Raw genomic sequence first — 18323 nt, forward strand, 5'->3', positions numbered from 1 at the left:
CATTTTGGACTCCCTTGAATTCATGTTTTATTTTTTTATTTCGTTTTCGCCGCCGACAATTATAGTACTGATGGAAACATTACCACCAATGTTAATGTTTGTCACATTGCCGTACTGTTGGCGTTGATATTCACTCTCAACGCCATTCAACATCTGACTAACGTTAATTGCAATTAATTTCCGCCCACTTTTTACGTGAGTAGTTTCGATCCCTTCTCGTTCCATCATCAACAAAGTCTCATATTCCAGCGGATCAGCGTCTGGCGCTCCAGGCACGGGAACATATTTCTCTGGATTCAGCCCTTTGATCGAATCATGAATCTCATCCAACTGATACCGTATCGCGGACAGGGCATCTCGCCTTGTGTGTTCAACTCCATCAATAGCAATGGTGATCTTGCGATCTTCAATATCCGCCTTGACCAGGGCTTTGTTCTCGCCGATTTTCAACACGACGCCTGTGCGCCAGACGAAGCCAGCGTCAATTTTCTGGGTCGTGCTAAATGTGAGTTCCTGCTTTCCATAACTTTACGTATTGTTCGTTTACGAATCTTGGAATATCAATCACAAAGTCAAAGACAAGATTAGGCTTGTCGATAAAATCTTTTACCGTAAACTTGCCATTTGGGTTTAATGAAGCAAATTTAGGCAATTCTACATCCATCGAATCACTCGAAAGATGAATTAAGTTATTTCGAACCGCCTTTACTACATCATCAACATCAATAGGTAAGTCGAGTGGTGTAACTACACCTTCTACGCTTCGCGCGATTCGCAGTGCTTCTCCTAATCCGTCCACACTATTTGTTTGTGCTGGTTTGGATAATTCGATTTCCTGACCAATGATCAATCAAAACTGCGGCGCTCTTATCAACAAATCCTCTCGCGCAGGGTTTCCATCTCGTCGTACGCGATCTCAATTGGCAATACCCCACCTGATGAAGTATTCAATTCAGTAGTCTGTTTTGGCATTGGGTCAGGAAAGGTTAATCGTGTAATTTGCGCCATTTACATGAACCAAAGCTCTTGAGAAGTCGTAAATATCTTGCTTGTTTGCTCGCAGCGTAAAGGTGTAGCCTCTGGTTGAAAGAACATCTCGAAGCGTAGCCTCCACTGCAATAGATAACAAAGCCAATGCTGTCGCATATGACTTTTGTTTGGAAGCAAAATCCCGCCGTTCAGATATTGCAATACAGTCCAGGAATCACATTTCCAAACCCCTTGATAGACAGTAGCGGGAATTTTTCTTTCATCCGTTGAATCATTTGGGTTGGCAACTGACCATTCGACTATCCATGCGCAATCTCCACTAATAAGAATATTGAAATCTTTTGCTGTGGCTATGCTAACAAAATCTCTGAGCCTGTTTGCGTGGAGGTCTTGTCCATTAATCTGAAGTTGGGTTTGAATTTCATTGATAAGGTCAAAAAATAATCCCTGTCTGTCGGGGAAATTATGATACCGAGTAAAAGAGTTTTCGATTTCTTGGTGTTTTTGTGGATACTCACCAAGATTGACTGGCAAATCAAAAGCAAATCTTCTTCTCTGCGCTATAAGAGACATTGAAAGGAAAATTATTTCATCCTGTCCAAGTAGTTGCACCACTCCCTGATATAGTGCGACTGTTTGGGGTGGGTTTAAGTAGGTTTGCAATGGGTTAGGCATTTTCCCTCACCTAAATGAATATTTTCTAAAATATTCTGCAAATGATTTTGTTGTTCTTTAAGTGATGATTGCACAATTAGCACTTGCTGCTCATACTCTAATAGCTTTTGACGAGTCTCTGAAATCTTTTCGACCAGCCTTTTTTGTTTTTCTAGATCAGGAATTGGAATTTGCAGGTCGTTAAGTTTTTCAACAGAAAACTGAGAAAAAACAGAACCAGTTGCTCTGTCCTCAAGTTGTTTTTTCACAAAGTTACTATTCAAGGCGATAGTAAGATAAGATGGCAAAACAATCGAAGAAATATCCCTCAAAACAATAATATTTCGACTAATAAAGCAATTCTCAAGACCAGGCTCGACAAGCGCGGCTTGCCCACGATATGTTCCAACTCCATGAATTAGAATATCGTTTATTTGTGGAAACAACTGGATTCTTGGAAAGATTGTCTTTCGTGGTTTTATCAAGTTTTGCAGAATCAATTGAGAAACTACGTAAAGCGCCAGGACCAATAACTGGCAAAGTTCCATGCTTGTCTAATGTTAATGGAGAGCCTTTGCGTAGAGAAGCCAATTGATCGAGAGGAAAAAGTGGGTACTCTGTGTTAATGTCAATTTGATTAGACGGGTCATAATAATCTACAGCCCAAGATTGAATTTCAAGTTTATCTATCGATGTGAACCAGATAGATTTCTCAGATTGCAATACTTTGTTTTGTATGTGAGTAGCATACATTGAGAATTTTCTTGATATGGTTACTGTCTAATAAAGACGAATCGGGATCAGAAAATATTTCAATATCTTTTCTGGTAATTCTGCTCATCAAAATATTTCCGGCACGATTCTCCTTGGATTTTTTATCCATCACAATTATGCTTGCCTTAATTCCAATGTTTGGCAGGAATTGTTCAAGGCTAATGATTGCTCGAATCCAAGCGGACTCAATTAAGTAGTTTCGAAAATATGTGCTTGTTGACGAGAAAGTAAATTCTCAGGCACGACAGTAACCACTCTACCGCCTGGTCTTACCATCCTGAGAGATAGATCGATAAAAACCTCTTCACTTTTTCGAAATGCAGTGTTTTCGTTTTCGGATGGTCTTCCTCCAAATGGAGGTGACACCAAGATTTTGTCATAGTACTTAATTGACTGATTTAAAACTTTTATTTGTTCGTTAGTAGATATTCTAGGTGTATAAAAAACATCATCAGGATTAAGTCCCAAGATTAATCTTTTTACTTTGTCCCACACATAGGATGTACTGTTTGAGGTCGTGCTTACCACGCGGGCGTCTTTGGATAAATTGTTAATAGCAGAAACGCCATCACCAAAATTACTATAAATATCTAACAAGTTATCTGATGTGTTTATAAGTAATAACCTTGCCAAGAAATCAGATATCCATTTTGACAATTTAAATTCCCCAAGTTTGTGTTTACCAACAGCAAGTTGGATAAAATCATTTATAGCAGCAATGAAGTCGGCATGAGGTGTTTCGAATAAACTAATCTTATTGAGTTCGAAAAATGCTTGTTTGTAAAATTTAATGTCACTTTCATAAGTATGAATATCCAAATTCTTAAGGACTTTATCGTAATCCTCAAGTTTTGAATTTTCAATTAGTAGCAAATTTTCTAATTTTGAATTGCCTTTTTCTGCCAATAGACGAGCCAGTAAAACTACGCCAACTCGAAGTGAGTATTCTTGAGCTGTTAGGTAGCCACGACTAAAATCTGCTAAATCAAATAAAATCTTCAGTATTTGATTTTTAGTGATTTTTACATTTACGTCTTCTATAACTTTTGGCAATACAGGATTTGTCAAAAGTCGCGGGCGTCCTGTTTCTTGGTCAACGTCAAACCATAAAATAGCAATGCCGTCTGACACAGCAAAGTATGGGGCGTTCATTTCTTGCGCCAACTGTTGTGCCTGCCTTACTGTTGGATCAAACTTCAGTCTATCTTCGGCTTCAAGCGTCGCAGTTATAGATGAAAACCGTACGGGATCTTTATTTCAAACACGATTTTGGGTTTATTAAATTCATAAACAACTAAATCTGCTCGCCTTCCATAAAGAGTCGTAACCTCAGATTGGATTGAAGACTCTGGATATCCAAGATTTAATAGCGTATTTACAAGAATTTTATAAGAGGATTTTTCTGTATCCATGAGCCTCATCTCTTTAGCAGTTTATGCCACTGGCGGATTTCGTCTAGTGTTACCATCATTGTAAACCCTTCGATGTCCTTAAAGTCGTGATATGCGTCAGGAATGCGCTCTTGGCAGACGATGTTGTTCATTCTATACTCACCCGCGAACTTCTCCTGCACCCATAAAAACTCCTGGCGTTTGTTCATCACGCGGAGCTCGCGCAAATTAGGCGTTATCTTCCACGTACATTTCAGCGAAGTGTTCCATCAACAGGCGGTGGACGAAGATATCCGCCCTCGACGCGGCGCAATTTATTCAGAGGAAGTAGTAAAGTTTCGATTGTTGATACCTGTTTTATAGTTCTATAAACAGGTATTTTATTTTATTCCATAATAAGAAGAAATAGCTTCAGCAAGGAGTTGCCCAGCAATGGCAACGCTAATATCCCAACCACCAGAAGCTGCTTTTCCCATCATTCTGCCAATCCAACTACTTACTTTCTCCAAATTTATTCGCATTGCTTGGAATTGGGTCAAGCTGCAATGCTTTTTCTAACTCATCAATATCAGTTTCTCTATTTTTAGTGAGGAAAGATAATCTTTCAAACCACCAAGGTTATTTTTCTGGACGGTCATTTGAAACTTTGAGTCAACTTGCTGTCTGTAACCGAGCCTAACACGCCTGGAAAATTAAATTTTCGACATGTTGAATTACCGTACTCGAACTTGCTTTTTGCTTTTCGTATTCCGAAAAAGAAAATCCATCTCCCAATATTCCTTCGCTTTCTAGTTTTAGTGACCATTCGAGAATAGTATTTCTGATAGCGTCCAAAATTTCTACAATTTGGCTTCTTTGAAGAACCCAATAAACTTCAATATTTTGAAAGGGTGATTCTAATAATTGCGAAACCATTCTTTGTGCTTCAAAAGGCATTTGCATATATAAAACGTCTGTGGGTTTTCTGTGCTCAATCAAATCATAGAGGGCACTTACAGAGTCGCGAACAGGCACGGAACTAAACGTCCATTCCATTTCTTTGTCAGGAAACCCAATTGGTATCAAGCCGTGATAGGGATTTTTTCCTTTGACTTGGGCGTGAATCTGTCTATATGCTGGGAGTTCACCACCTTTGTACCCATTCAATTCGTTCTGTACCCATTGCCTAAATTCCACCAAGTTTAATTTTGTTGCTACCAATAATGCTTTGCGCAACAGGTCAATAATATTCTTTTCGCTGTCAGATGCTAGTTGTTGCAATTCCAGCACGACGGATTGCTTTGCCATAATTAGCTCCTTGGTTTTTGATCGCCCACGGATGTTGGGTCACTGCTTCGGGTCTTGTTTGATACCCAAATCCAATAATGCCGCGCCGTGCAGGGAGGCGTCCAGCACGCCTTTGATCCACGCGTTTTCGACATGTCCCAACAGGATGCGGCGGTTGCGGTGCTCGAGAGTCTCCGAGTCACTTTTGAAGATGTTGAAGAATTTTTGGATGATGGTTTGGTTGACGGTGTTTTTGTCCCCGATAAAGACAGTGCTATCCTTCACGTCTCCGCTGATGGAGATGCTATTGTTGGGTTAGGTGGGCTTGCGTTTGTCAGGGGTCATGCAATTAGAGTGATTTTATCGAAAAACAAAATCGCCCTACCAAACAGGCATAGGGCGATTAACGAATCTACGATAGCAACTTGTCATATTCGGCATGTGTTCCGATCCAAAGCCAGACAATGCCGTCTGGCTTTTCTGCGCCGAGGGCACGATAGTGCAAACCAATGCGTACCGACCATAATTTTCTTTTATCATCTACCTTTTTGAAGTGCAGCGATGGGTGTTGAGGGTCTGATTTGAAGATCAAAGTTCTTGTCTGCCAACTCCTGCACTTCTTTTGGAAGTTGTTCGTAGCGTTGCCAGAAGCGGGGCAGGGTGCGATGATTCATAAAGGTTTGCTTAATCCAGCATTGTATTCTTCGTCTACTTTGGCGAGTAAATCATCGAGTCGTCCAGATTTCGCGTCCGTTTCGATTTGCTTGTCCCACATTTCGGCGTAGTATTCATCGAACCACTCGCGGAAGCGATTTAACTCTTGTTCGGATAATTTGGTTATGGCTTGTTCAAGTTCAATAATAGTCATAAGAAACTCCTTTCTAATTATAATTGCATGTATTCACGGAAATCCGCCAGCGGTTCATAGAAACCTGTATTGAATTTAATCTTGCCCCTCGCGCTTCCAAACTTTGGAGGCTTGTGCATTGTTGTTTTCATCGGCACAAGTTGAATGATCTGCTGTCCGTTCTTCGTGATGATGACTTTATCTCCATGCATGGCGGCTTCGATCAAACCTGCAATCTGGTTTTTCAGGTCATCGTAATTGGCTTTTACTACCATGGGGTCACTCCTTCTATAAAGAATATTTTACCCCTAATTGACTTGCATTATCCTTCCGTGACCATCCCGGCATGCTGATGGTTTGGTTAACTGTACTTATTCCTTTGGGTTATTCTACTTTGAGCAACTTCCCAACCTTCAGTTCATCCAAAGTCCCGGCGCCGCTGGCGAACATGGTGACTTCGATCTGTCTTTGGGTTAATTTCATGATCTCAATTGTGTTCTCAGTAGAGATGGCGGCAGCCTTTAGAAATTGTCCCGCCATGCCGCCGAGGGCTGCGCCAAGGGCCACGCATTTGGCGATGTCGAGTCCGTCTTTGATGCCGCCGCTGGCAAAGATGGTGGTATCGGGTGCGGATTTCTTTACGTTGAGGATCGACTCAGCAGTGGGGATGCCCCAGCCGATAAAAGTCGCGGCCAGTTGACGGGTGAACTCATCGGGCGCGCGATGCATTTCGACTTGTGACCAGCTTGTGCCGCCGGCGCCGGCCACGTCAATGGCGGATACCCCGCAATCTGACAACTGCTTTGCGCTTCGTTGAGAGATTCCCCAGCCGACTTCTTTTGCAATGACCGGCACGTTGATCTTTTTACAGATCTCCTCGATCTTTTTGCCAGCCCTTCAAAGTTTGTATCGCCTGCATCCTGCACGGCTTCCTGCACGGGGTTGAGATGCAAAATGAGCGCATCGGCTTCGATCATGTCCACGGCGCGGCGGCATTGGTCAATGCCGTAGCCGTAGTTGAATTGCACAGCGCCGAGATTGGCAAATAGTAAAATGTCGGGTGCGACGCTCCGCACTTGGAAGGTGGATGCCTGTTCGGAGTGCTCGATGGCCGCGCGTTGCGAGCCGACTCCCATGGCGATGCCGCATTCCTGTGCTGCTTCGGCCAGGCGCAGATTAATGATCTCGGCCGCAGTGGTGCCGCCGGTCATCGAGCTGATGAGGATTGGCGAATTTAATTTCCGCCCGAACAGGCTGAGGGTCGTGTCGATGCGGTTTAAGTCCAGCTCGGGCAATGCCTCATGCGTGAATCGGTAATTTTCCAGCCCGGTGGTCAGCGCAGAGCGGACATCCTGTTCTAAGTTAATTTTAATGTGGTCAGCTTTTCTTTGGTCGATCGGCGCAACTTTTGTCATAAGGGAGTGTTCCTGAGTGTGATAGTCAAAACTGGCTTGACACGGTTTGTACACCGATTACAATAAGCCAATCAAATTTTAAATGGAGGTTGTCATGTCTGACACATATACTGAACTCAAAGGGATCGTAAAGGATTTGCTTGGCGCGGATGAGGAGAAGATCACACTCGAAGCCCGTTTCCGTGAGGATCTTGAAGCTGATTCTCTCGATCTCGTTGAACTCATCATGGCTTTTGAAGATAAGTTCGGCGCTGAGATCTCTGACGAAGCCGCTCAGAAGATCACAACTGTCGGTGAAGCGGTTGCTTACATCGACTCAAACAAGAAATAATTTAGTAGTGCGATTATAACCGTAGAGCCGTCTGACATTTGAATGTCGGGCGGCTCTACGTGTTTTTTTGATAGAAATTGATTGTGGCTGTAAAGGCGGATCTTTTCGCTTTTACAGCCACAATATTTTTTAGAACAGGGTGGGGATCTCTTCGGGGTGCTTGGCTACTTTTACGCCAGCGGCTTCGAGGGCTTTGATCTTGTCAGCGGCTGTGCCTGCTCCGCCTTCAATGATCGCGCCTGCGTGGCCCATACGTTTGCCGGCAGGGGCGGTTTGTCCGGCGATGAAGGCCGCGACGGGCTTGGTCATTTTTTCTGCGATATATTGCGCGGCTTTTTCTTCTTCACTGCCGCCGATCTCGCCGATCATAATGACTTTTTCTGTCTTGGGATCATGCTCGAACATTTCCAGCACATCGAGGAAGTTCGTGCCGTTGATCGGGTCACCGCCGATACCCACACAAGTGGATGCGCCCATGCCGAGATTCTTCATGGCATACAGCACTTCGTAGGTGAGCGTGCCGGAGCGGGATACCACGCCGACGTTGCCTGAGATGGCAATGTCACCGGGGATGATGCCGACCTTGGCTTCGCCGGGAGTTAACAAACCGGGGCAGTTCGGACCGATGAGGCGGATCTTTTTCTGATCGAGATAGTTGCGCACGCGCATCATATCCTGAACCGGAACGCCTTCGGTAATGCAGATGACAAGGGGAATGCCCGCATCAGCGGCTTCGAACATGGCGTCAGGTGCAAAACGGGCAGGGACGAAGATAACTGTTGCGTTCGCGTCGGTTGCGGCTTTTGCCATCTTCACTGAATCGAAGACAGGGAGTTTGCCATCCAGAACCCATTCGCCGCCTTTACCGGGTGTTACGCCGCCGACCACGTTGGTGCCATAGGCAACCATTTGTGTGGTGTGGAATAAACCTTCATTGCCAGTAACGCCTTGAACGATCAGGCGTGTGTTTTTGTCAACTAGGATGCTCATGGATTATTTACCTTCTTTCGCGGCTGCTACTGCTTTTTTGGCCGCGTCCGCCAGTGTTTCAGCGGTGATCATATTCGCGTTTTCGAGTAACTTGCGTCCCTCTTCCGCGTTCGTGCCGACGAGACGAACCACCATCGGAACCTTGGGTTTCACTTCATCCATTGCAACGAGGATACCGCGCGCAACTTCATCACAGCGGGTGATACCGCCGAAGATATTGAACAATACAGCTTTAACATTGGGGTCTGAAAGAATGATACGCATGGCTGCGGCACCTTTTTCAGATCCGGCACCACCGCCCACATCGAGGAAGTTGGCAGGTTCGCCGCCGAAGAGTTTGATCACGTCCATACTGGTCATGGCCAGACCGGCGCCGTTGACCATACAGCCGATGTTGCCGTCGAGCTTGATGAAGGAGAGACCATATTTGCGGGCTTCAATTTCAGAAGGCGCATCTTCGTCGGTGTCGCGCATTTCATTCAAGGACGGTTGACGGAAGAGGGCGTTATCGTCGATCATCATCTTGCCATCGAGCGCGATCATCTTCTTATCTTTGGTGATCACCAGCGGATTGATCTCGGCCAGTGTGGCATCTGTGTTTCTATAAACTTCCCACAGTCCCATGGCGATCTTGACGAAATCCTTCCAGTATTCACGCGGAAGGTCCATGGCTACGGCCACATCACGCGCCTGATATTCACGCAGGCCGAGCAATGGGTCAATGTGAATCTTGATGATCTTCTCAGGAGTCGTCGCGGCCACTTCTTCAATGTCCACGCCGCCTGCGGCAGAAGCGATCATTACCGGCTTCTTGGCTGCGCGGTCATCGGTGATCGCAAAGTAGATTTCCTTATCAATAGCAGACGCCTCATCAACAAGTACTTTACGCACAGGCAGGCCTTTGATTTCCATGCCCAGGATCTGTGTGGCAAGCTGTTCAGCTTCTGCGGAATCTTTGGCCAGCTTTACTCCGCCTGCCTTGCCTCGTCCGCCCACCAGTACTTGTGACTTAATGACAACGCGGCCACCAAGCTCTTCAGCAATTTGTCTTGCTTCTTGAGCGGTAGCCGCAACCCTTCCTTTCGGAATCGGGATGCCATACTTCGAAAAAATTGTTTTGGATTGGTATTCGTGGAGTTTCATTATTCTCCCTCGGGGGATATGTTTATTTGCTACAGAGCTCCGCACATAAATACCCATGCCATAAAATTATTTATTAACTCGTAATTCTTTATGGAAATTAAGTTGTTTGTGCAGCAATCAGTGAAAGCAAAGGCATTATACCAGAAGTAAAAAGGATGAAGGTTTTTACCCTTCATCCTTTTTACTTCTTACTCATGTTTTTACGGTGCAAATCTCAACAAACGGTTTGAAGACGCGTCCGTGACCCACACACCACCTTCGTTGTCCACGGCAATGCCGGAGGGCAGACCGAAACTTGTGCTTGTGTCACCGAAGTCGCCCCAGGTCTTGATAATCTCGCCGTTTGAGTCAAATTCAATGACACGGTATCCATCGGGGTCGGTGATGAAGACATGCAAGTCATCATTGACCGCAATAAATGGTTTGTTGTCCAGTGACTGACCGAACCAGCCGTATACGTCCCATTGTTTGTCAGGGATAAAGGTCAGGCTGGTTTCTGTTTCAATTGGGGTGAATGTTTGAATGCGCTGGTTCCAGGTATCCACAACATACACAGTTCCGTTTTTATCAACAGCGACACCGACCGGCTCATCGAATTGACCAGCTTCCAGGCCTGCCGAACCAAACTGCGTGATGTAATTACCATCCGCATCAAATATAACGATGCGCTTGTTCCCGGTATCCGAAACGTAGACTCTCCCTTTGGCATCCACCGCCAAACTGCGCGGACCATAGAATGAGTCAGGAGTTTCTCCCTGACCAAAGATACCCCAGGCTTTGATGAACCTGCCGCTTGCAGTGAATTTCTCAATGCGATGATTCCAGGTGTCTGTCACATAGACCGAACCATCCGGGCCGACTGCGATGCCCCAGGGTTCGTTCAATGTGCCGTTGGCAAGCGGAATGGCTACATCATCGGCAAAGGTGCCCCATTCATTAAGAACATTCCCCTGCACATCAAGATGTACAACGCGATGATTGCGTGAGTCGGCAATGTAGATCGTCCCATCTTTTGCAAAAGCCAGAGAACGGGGTGCGTTCAATGGAAGGGTGCTGTTTTGCAAAGCCCCAATGACAGGCTCGGCAGCGAGAAGAACATACTTGCCTTCAGTGGGGTCTTCCACTGCTGCAACGGCGGCTGGCGCTACGCCATAATTCCATATTTGAGATGCCACATCCTGTCGGATATAAAGACGCATTTTGTCAGCCGGATTCCATGTCGTGAGAGTCAAGTCGGGGCGGCCTTTTGCTTCTGCGTACTTGGTGTAATCGCGGTTTAACCAAATCTGAAAGATGCCTGCCCGGATTTGCGGATTGGTGAATCCTTCACAGAAAAGTGTGTAATCTTTTGATTTTGCCAGCTTCAAGATTCCCAGTATCCCTTTGCAGGCGTAATCTTCCGGGAAGGGCAGGGTTTCATCGCGTTCATAAGACAAACTAAAGTAATCCTGCATCGGCCACCACATGCGGATGTAATCCATGCGATAGTAGCCGGGACCAATGGCCGGTTCGATCTTGTCAAAATTCTTTTCGTCAACAATAATGACCGTCGATTCACGCAAGGAGCGGGTTGGTTGATCAAAGGAGCGTTGATTGGTAAAGTCACGCAAATACCAGACAAAAGGCCAGGACACGCCTGTATCTGGCGCGCTCGCATCGTAGGCAATTGCCACGCCCATACCGCCGGTTGTACGTTCAGAGATTTCCTTTGCCTGTGCGATCACTTCCTTGATTCCAGACGCGCCATGCGCGTAGACAAGAAACTCTGTTGCTTGATCGTACGTGATGTAAGAAGCTCTAAATGCTGCACGGCTGGTGAGGAGTGCCAGGAATGCAAAGATGACCAAAGTAAAGATATGCCTCATCTCGCGGAAGTTCCACTCACGGAAGAGATAAGTCACGCCGACTGCACTTAGGATGGTAACAATGGCGGGAAGCAGAAACGCGCTGGTTGCCTGTAACTGCGCCAGGTCTTTGCCCTGGAATGGGGGAGTTGCGCCCGTCAGTGCAATGATCGCACCTGTGACACTGACAATAAAAATTGTAACAGCGGCAAGTGTAAGCAGGATGCGTCGTTCTTTTAGTTTCACCCAGTCGGTGGTCTCGATGATATGTCCCAGCGCCCAGCCGGTGATCAGGATCATGGGCCAGGCCATGTGATAGGTGAGCCAGGGCATTCTTTCACCGGCAATTGAAAATGCCGCCACGCTGGTTATGCTCCACCAGACAAGCAGACTAAACATATTCGGGAAATTCTTTTCCTCGGTGTTTGTATCTGTTTCATCTTGAAGCAGACTGATGACTTCACTTTCGTTATGTTCCTCATCTTCTTCAAGTTGAAGGTCGGGTGCCATTTTTCTTCTCAAACCGACCACAAGCGCCAGAATGAAACCGAGCGCAGGCAGGAATTCATAAATGGGGATTTGTACCAGAAGATAGTAGTACCACGGTTGACTGCCGCGTTCGACTTCCTGTTGCACGATCCAGTAGCCGAGCGAGCCAATTGTGCCGGTAAAAAATCCGTCACTGCTGGTGAAGACGGTGGTGTAGAAAATGGTATAGGGAATCCAGAAAATCAGCGCTGTTTGCCAGAATTTTTCCTTATTCCAGATCAGCCCGACAATTATCGTGATGATGAACATTGCAAGCAGAAAGCCCGCGATGGTCAAAATGGATTTTATATCGGTGGTTAATGCCTGCACTTCAGGAGCAGTGGTGGGGATGTTGACATGCAGCCATCGTTCCGACCATTTGAGTGGAAATGGAGAGAGCATGGGCAGAACGATCGTGCCGCAAACCATTAACAGATCGAATGAACGTTCACTGCGCAGCCGTTCCCATGTATAGCCACGAATGAGAAATACGGCGGCGAATATGAACGCAATCAAAGCAGCCAGAGCGATGACAATGACCGGGGAAACAGAGGCAGTTTCAGGGGCGAGAAGAGGCGGTGCTATCGCGGCCGGGTCGCTTGGGATGGCGGTCTCATTTCCGGCGAAAGTCGCTGCATCTGACATGTACATTCCATATCCAACTGCTGCAGCGGCGAGCACAAAGGTAATACCAAGTGAAATGATAAAGGAGCGGTAGTCGTTTTGTGCATCTTTCCATGGACGACGAGTGACCTGGGCAATAAAATAAATTGCAAGGAACAGCAGAGCTTGCGCCGTGTAAATGAAAGATGTTTCTTTTGTTGTAAAGTGCAGCATCAGCGCAGCAGCCAACAAATAGAGATATTTTTTACCGCCCATTTCAAGATGGCGCAGGAGGGCATATAACATAAGAATGCCCGAGAAGCCTACAAACGATTCATTGCGCACATACCGGCCGTAATACAACATGTACGGCGAAATGACCAGCAACAAGCCCGCGATCAAAGCGCCCCATTTGCCCAGGTATCTGCGCCAGTACAAGACCATCCAAACTGTGCCAATGCTGAAAAGAACAGCGGGGATGCGTGATGTGAGGTCGCTCGCGCCAAATAGAAAATAGGTGAGCGCAACAATGTGGAATTGAAAGGGGCCGTGCATCATCGGCGAATGTTCATAGCCTTGCCCGCGATATAACAGCCATGAAAAATAAGTGTGCAAACTTTCATCGTGACTCATCACGCGTGCTTCGAGATCGTAAAAGCGGGTGATGATCGCAAGCAGGATAACTGCCGCGAAGATCATGATCTCATTGGTAATACTGGGCAGCGCTGGATGAATGGGGCGTTCGAGCCAATTTTGTTTTTGTTCCATTGATTTCACCTACTTAAAAAAGTTGACTGACTATACTTTAATCAATCAGTTCTGACAAGAAATGATATTCGTTTAAGTTTAGTTTCAAGTGAGAAAACGCAAAGTATAATCATGACATCAGTAAATTGCGTGTAGTCAATAAATTACGATTTTATATTTTATTATTTTAACTATTAAATTATGAGGAAGTAGAAGCCCTCTCAAGCTGAACGCACCCTGCTTGAATATCTATCCCGCGACGCATACGGATCGTACACTCGATCCCGGCCTGCTCCAGCGTTTCTTTGAAGATCATCGCCCGCTGACGATCTGTCGCTTCGCCATGATAGCCTTCAGTGGGGTTGAGGGGAATTGCATTGACATGGCACATGACTCCTTTGAGGCGTGAGGCAAGTTTGCGCGCCACTTCGGGTGTGTCATTCACGCCGCTGATCAATGCCCATTCAAAGGTCACACGACGATGCGTTTGTTCAACATAATATTTGCAGGCCTGAATCACATCGTCGATCTTATAGCGCTTGTTAACCGGCATGATCACAAGGCGTTCATTATCGTCTGCGGCATGCAGGGAAATCGCGAGATTAACCTGACGTTTTTCATCGGCAAAGCGTTTGATCTGCGGTACCAATCCAACTGTGGAAATCGTGAAACGCCGCGCACCAAAGTTGTATCCATCAGGGTCATTGAGCGTATCAATGGCAGCCATTGTATTTTCATAATTATGAAAAGGTTCGCCCATGCCCATGAAAACAATATTTGTAACGGCAAGCCCTTCCTCTTTAAGTGCGCGCGCATAGTACATGACTTGCGCCACGATCTCGCCAGTGGTCAGGTGACGGCTGAATCCCATTTGACCTGTGGCACAAAAGACACATCCCATGGCACAGCCTGCCTGAGTAGAGATGCAAAGCGTGCGCCGGCCTTTGCCTGAGTTGGTGCTCGGGTCATACCGCATCAAGACAGCTTCGATCAAGTGTCCGCCCTGCAATTCAAAGAGGGTTTTTCGTGTTTGCCCGTCGGAAGAATCTTGAAATAACTTTACTTTGATGGGAGAAAAGCTTAAGCGCTCGGCGAGTTTTTCACGCAAAGACTTGGGCAGGGTCGTGAACTCATCGGCTGAGTTATACAAATGTTGATACAGTCCCTGCCAGACCTGTTTAACGCGGTAGGCGGGTTCGTCCCATTGTTGGAGGAGGTTTGTAAGAGCGGGGAAGTCTAGGTCATAGATGAACATCTCTTGATTTTACTCTACGTAACCGCCGGGAACCCATTCATGTTAAAATTCATTTGTCAATTAAAAAGGAAACTCGGTATTTCGAGAAAAACACCAATGGTAAAAGTAGTATAGAATTGTATGACAAGGGTGGGGTTTTCGTAGGCGAATCGTTTCATTTCTGGCATTCCCTTCACACTATAATCCCAGCCTTGTATAAGGAGAAAAATAATGGATATAAGAACAAAAACAATTCTTTTGTGGTCAGGTATGGCGGTGCTTGTGATTACAGGCATCGTGATACTCATTCTTTCTTTTGGCGGATCAAAAGATACAGCCGCAGGAGATATAAATACAGCGTACACCAATGCTGCTTCAACACTCGCAGTTCAGCAGCAAACTCTGCAGGCTGGCGTATTTTCGGCAACTCCCAACCCTGCTTTAAGTTCGCCGACCGCCACTTTGGCTTCACTTCCCAGCCCAACTTTGGCACAGCAAACGCCCATTCTGATCCCAACGTCCACACTTGCGGGCGGAGGTGTCACTGGCTGCGATAATTCTGTTTACCTCAGTGATGTGACCATTCCAGATGGGACCGTCGTCACACCCGGACAAACTTTCACCAAAACCTGGAGAGTATCCAATACCGGCACTTGTACATGGACTGCGAATTATCAGATCATGTTCATTGCCGGTGACGGGATGAGCGGAAAGGCGACCGCCATTGGTAAGACAGTAAACCCCGGCGAATCCGTGGATATTTCAGTTGCATTGACTGCTCCTGCAACAGCAGGAAATACTACAGGAACATGGAGATTATCCAATGATAAATCCCAGCCATTTGGCACCATGTTGACGGTCGTCATTACATCCGGCACATCGGGAACAGCTTCAGCCACACAGACCGGAATTACAGCAACCTTCACTGTGGTCTCTTCAACAGTTACCCCAACTTTCACGCCAACCATTACTTCAACCAGTGAGACTGCGATTCCTACCGAAACAGCATCTCTGACCCCTATACCATAATTGTTATTCAGATGAATCAAAAAGTGGCGTGCAAATCATGCACGCCACTTTTTGATTTTCCACCCGCTGCACTATTATCTTTTAACTTACCAATTCACTCAAATTCTCTGCAATTAGATCCGGAGTAGGCTGCCATAATTTCGCCTCTTCCAATGAACTGACGCCTGATAACACCAACGCAGTGGGGCATCCCACGCTTTGACCTGCCGCAATATCAGTTTCAAGCCGGTCGCCGACGATGAGAGTCTCTTCTTTTGTCGTGCCGAGTCTTTCCAGTGAGAGTTCCATTAAGTATGGAAAAGGCTTGCCCGCCACAATCGGCTCAATGCCGGTGGCACTGGTAATGACAGATAACCACGAGCCTGACCCGGGGATTTCTCCGCGTGGAGTGGGGAAGGTGCGGTCGGTGTTGGTTGTGTAGAAAGGAATGCCCGCACGCACAAGCAGAGTCGCTTCGGCTACTTTATAGAAATTAATACTGCGGTCAATTCCCATTACAACGGCTTGCGCTTGAGGCGCGTTTTCCACAGACAATATTTCGAATCCCTTTTCTTCAAGCGCCACGCGGATGCCATCCTCACCGATCATAAAGATTTTTGTCCCGCGTGGAAATTTCTGGGCGAGCATGAAGGCAATTCCCATGGCGGAAGTAATAACCTTGAGCGGATTCAATTTCCACGCCCAGGTCGGCTAATTTCTGTTGATATTCTTCAGGAGTCTTCGTGCCGTTGTTCGTGGCAAAGACAAATTTCAGTCCACGTTCACGAATGCGTGCAAATATGGCGGCAAGATCGCCGATTGGCGCATCCGCTTTCCAGACGACACCGTCCATGTCAAGGATAAGAGCTTTTATAGTTGATGGGATCATTTGATTTCCGGTTTTTGATTTGTTGAGTTTTGTGATTTGATAAATACAAGTTAACTGTATTTCTTTACGATATATTTCAAAACAGGTTTGTCCAGCCATTGCGCTGTAGTATCGGCGCGCTCTTCAAAGTTTTCATTTCCAATAAATTCGTTGAAGGCCGATTGAAAGGTAGTGGTCTTTTTTAAATATCCTTCCTGTTTCAAAATAGCAGTGACCTGCTCAAGGACTTTCCCTTTTAGCATAACCCGCTCACTTTCAGGGCTTTGACCAAAATATAACTGGTGCAACTCCAGCAGCTCGCCGAGTCGTGGAACGGGGTTTTCATGATCATCCACGCGATAATCGATCCACCGGTCAACAAATCCGCCGTAGCCGCCATTTGGCTTTACAACATAGATCGCCGCAGATTGACGTCCGCGTTTATCGCCGCCTGCGCGATCGCCTGCGAGGAGCGCCGCATACAACCGGGTTGGCAGATCGCCTTTGGTCGAGAGGAATTTTTTCTCCATCGCAGAGACAACTTTCGAACCAGCCAGAATATTTCCTTGAATTGCATATCCTTTACCTGTGACACCACCAGCCCATGGAAAACATCCAGGACCTGTAAAGGTGGCCGCTTTGCCGTGTACATCCACCAACCCAACCTGACGCAGTTCACGGTCGGGGTCATCGAGCAGTAATTTCGCAAGGGTCTCGTCAGCAGATAGTCCCTCTGCCATCATTTCCAGTCCACGCGGGCCAAAGGATGTATTTGCAAAGGATTGAGTCGCTACTGCCCCCGCGTCTGCTCGTGCCCAGGGGACAACTGCACCAACCGCCGGGAATTTTGAAGCTACGGCAATACCCCACGTTTTTTCTTTTAAGTCACATGCCACAATTGAAAAGGTCATATTTGATTTCCAGTTTCTGTTTTTTTGATCAAGATGCGTTCTATTATAAGCGGAAGGCCCCGAAGATTTCTCCTCGAGGCCTTCACTAATTATTAATATGAACTGCCGACCTATTTAACTGCGGCCTTCTCTGGCATTTCAATGATCTGGTCGATCAAACCATATTCCACAGCCTGCTGCCCATCTAGATAATAATCACGGTCAAGATCGCGTTCACTCACTTCAAGCGGCTGCCCTGTGTGCTTCGCCATTACACCATTGAGCAAGGTCTTCAGGTGCATGATCTGTTTGGCTTGAATGGCGATGTCTGTGGCCTGACCCTGCGCGCCGCCGAGAGGCTGGTGCATGTGGACGGTCGCATGCGGCAGGGCGTAGCGCCTGCCCTTCGTGCCGGCGGTCAACAACACGGTCCCGAAGGAAGCGGTTACACCGACAGCCACAGTACTGATCGGATTGGAAATGATCTGCATCGTGTCATAGATCGCCAGTCCCGCATAAATCTGTCCGCCGGGAGAGTTGATGTACATGCGAATTTCCTTTTCAGGATCTTCATGATTGAGGAAAAGCAATTGTGCAACAATCACATTTGCAACCTGATCGTCGATCGGAGTGCCCATGAAAATAATTCTTTCCTTGAGCAGCAACGAATAAATATCATAGGCGCGCTCGCCGCGGCCTGTATTTTCAACGACCATAGGAACTACATTGTTAAAATTTGGAATCATGAGTTTGTCTCCTTTTTTTGTTGGGACAATCATACACAAACTATATTGGAATTT

Annotated in this window: 20 protein-coding genes and 2 pseudogenes; 2 read left to right on the plus strand and 20 right to left on the minus strand. The window is 46.4% G+C overall.

Annotated features, from left to right (window positions below; translation table 11 throughout):
- Positions 1–27: 27 nt before the first annotated feature.
- The 12 genes and pseudogenes from IPL71_RS14090 to fni all read right to left on the minus strand — a co-directional run bounded on the left by IPL71_RS14090 (position 28) and on the right by fni (position 7337).
- Positions 28–486 carry a hypothetical protein gene (locus tag IPL71_RS14090; protein WP_514130788.1) on the minus strand — a complete coding sequence of 153 codons (459 nt, stop codon included), beginning with the start codon at positions 484–486 and terminating at the stop codon, positions 28–30.
- A 13-nt stretch (positions 487–499) separates the two neighbouring features.
- Positions 500–850: a hypothetical protein gene (locus IPL71_RS14095; RefSeq protein WP_345322598.1), complete on the minus strand. Its 351-nt coding sequence runs from the start codon at positions 848–850 to the stop codon at positions 500–502.
- Positions 851–1008: 158 nt separating this feature from the next.
- A complete protein-coding gene (locus IPL71_RS14100; protein ID WP_345322600.1) occupies positions 1009–1665 on the minus strand; it encodes a hypothetical protein in 657 nt (218 codons plus the stop codon).
- Positions 1638–2192, minus strand: coding sequence for a restriction endonuclease subunit S (locus IPL71_RS14105; protein WP_345322602.1), 555 nt, complete (start codon positions 2190–2192; stop codon positions 1638–1640). The genes IPL71_RS14100 and IPL71_RS14105 overlap by 28 nt, the downstream gene beginning before the upstream one ends.
- Positions 2193–2356: 164 nt before the next feature.
- Positions 2357–2608 carry a hypothetical protein gene (locus IPL71_RS25995; protein WP_514130789.1) on the minus strand — a complete coding sequence of 84 codons (252 nt, stop codon included), beginning with the start codon at positions 2606–2608 and terminating at the stop codon, positions 2357–2359.
- Entirely contained in the window at positions 2608–3570 is a 963-nt protein-coding gene (locus IPL71_RS14110; protein ID WP_345322604.1) for a DNA methyltransferase family protein, read from the minus strand. The genes IPL71_RS25995 and IPL71_RS14110 overlap by 1 nt, the downstream gene beginning before the upstream one ends.
- 914 nt (positions 3571–4484) lie before the next feature.
- Positions 4485–5096 (minus strand): AbiTii domain-containing protein, encoded by a 612-nt coding sequence (locus IPL71_RS14115; RefSeq protein ID WP_345322606.1) that lies wholly within the window; start codon positions 5094–5096, stop codon positions 4485–4487.
- A gap of 39 nt (positions 5097–5135) precedes the next feature.
- Positions 5136–5360: a hypothetical protein gene (locus tag IPL71_RS14120; protein WP_345322608.1), complete on the minus strand. Its 225-nt coding sequence runs from the start codon at positions 5358–5360 to the stop codon at positions 5136–5138.
- Between the two features lie 127 nt (positions 5361–5487).
- A pseudogene (locus IPL71_RS14125) lies at positions 5488–5749 on the minus strand (ParE family toxin-like protein).
- Positions 5746–5943: a hypothetical protein gene (locus tag IPL71_RS14130; protein ID WP_345322609.1), complete on the minus strand. Its 198-nt coding sequence runs from the start codon at positions 5941–5943 to the stop codon at positions 5746–5748. The pseudogene IPL71_RS14125 and the gene IPL71_RS14130 overlap by 4 nt, the downstream one beginning before the upstream one ends.
- Before the next feature lie 17 nt (positions 5944–5960).
- Complete coding sequence (locus IPL71_RS14135; protein WP_345322611.1) at positions 5961–6197, minus strand: type II toxin-antitoxin system Phd/YefM family antitoxin; 237 nt, start codon at positions 6195–6197, stop codon at positions 5961–5963.
- 109 nt (positions 6198–6306) lie between these two features.
- Positions 6307–7337 (minus strand): annotated as a pseudogene (gene fni, locus IPL71_RS14140) (type 2 isopentenyl-diphosphate Delta-isomerase).
- 94 nt (positions 7338–7431) lie between these two features.
- Between fni and IPL71_RS14145 the strand changes: the two are divergent.
- Positions 7432–7668 carry an acyl carrier protein gene (locus tag IPL71_RS14145; protein WP_345322612.1) on the plus strand — a complete coding sequence of 79 codons (237 nt, stop codon included), beginning with the start codon at positions 7432–7434 and terminating at the stop codon, positions 7666–7668.
- A 129-nt stretch (positions 7669–7797) separates the two neighbouring features.
- On the opposite strand, the gene sucD is transcribed toward IPL71_RS14145, so the two are convergent.
- From sucD to rlmN, 4 genes are all read right to left on the minus strand, one after another.
- On the minus strand, positions 7798–8658 hold the full coding sequence (gene sucD / locus IPL71_RS14150) for a succinate--CoA ligase subunit alpha (protein ID WP_345322614.1): 861 nt from the start codon (positions 8656–8658) through the stop codon (positions 7798–7800).
- A 3-nt stretch (positions 8659–8661) separates the two neighbouring features.
- On the minus strand, positions 8662–9801 hold the full coding sequence (gene sucC, locus IPL71_RS14155; RefSeq protein ID WP_345322616.1) for an ADP-forming succinate--CoA ligase subunit beta: 1140 nt from the start codon (positions 9799–9801) through the stop codon (positions 8662–8664).
- A gap of 200 nt (positions 9802–10001) precedes the next feature.
- Positions 10002–13544 (minus strand): flippase activity-associated protein Agl23, encoded by a 3543-nt coding sequence (locus IPL71_RS14160; RefSeq protein WP_345322618.1) that lies wholly within the window; start codon positions 13542–13544, stop codon positions 10002–10004.
- 178 nt (positions 13545–13722) lie between these two features.
- Positions 13723–14778: a dual-specificity RNA methyltransferase RlmN gene (gene rlmN, locus IPL71_RS14165; protein ID WP_345322620.1), complete on the minus strand. Its 1056-nt coding sequence runs from the start codon at positions 14776–14778 to the stop codon at positions 13723–13725.
- Between the two features lie 210 nt (positions 14779–14988).
- Here rlmN and IPL71_RS14170 point away from each other — a divergent pair, with 210 nt between their 5' ends.
- Positions 14989–15786, plus strand: coding sequence for an NBR1-Ig-like domain-containing protein (locus IPL71_RS14170; protein WP_345322622.1), 798 nt, complete (start codon positions 14989–14991; stop codon positions 15784–15786).
- Positions 15787–15867: 81 nt separating this feature from the next.
- Here IPL71_RS14170 and IPL71_RS14175 read toward each other — a convergent pair whose 3' ends face one another.
- From IPL71_RS14175 to IPL71_RS14190, 4 genes are all read right to left on the minus strand, one after another.
- Entirely contained in the window at positions 15868–16428 is a 561-nt protein-coding gene (locus IPL71_RS14175; protein WP_345322624.1) for an HAD-IIA family hydrolase, read from the minus strand.
- Complete coding sequence (locus tag IPL71_RS14180; RefSeq protein ID WP_345322626.1) at positions 16364–16654, minus strand: hypothetical protein; 291 nt, start codon at positions 16652–16654, stop codon at positions 16364–16366. The genes IPL71_RS14175 and IPL71_RS14180 overlap by 65 nt, the downstream gene beginning before the upstream one ends.
- Before the next feature lie 50 nt (positions 16655–16704).
- Entirely contained in the window at positions 16705–17544 is an 840-nt protein-coding gene (locus IPL71_RS14185) for a DUF1028 domain-containing protein (RefSeq protein WP_345322628.1), read from the minus strand.
- Positions 17545–17654: 110 nt separating this feature from the next.
- A complete protein-coding gene (locus tag IPL71_RS14190) occupies positions 17655–18269 on the minus strand; it encodes an ATP-dependent Clp protease proteolytic subunit (RefSeq protein ID WP_345322630.1) in 615 nt (204 codons plus the stop codon).
- Between the last annotated feature and the right edge of the window lie 54 nt (positions 18270–18323).

The sequence above is a fragment of the Candidatus Villigracilis proximus genome (assembly GCF_016717045.1).
Classification (GTDB): Bacteria; Chloroflexota; Anaerolineae; order Anaerolineales; family Villigracilaceae; genus Villigracilis; species Villigracilis proximus.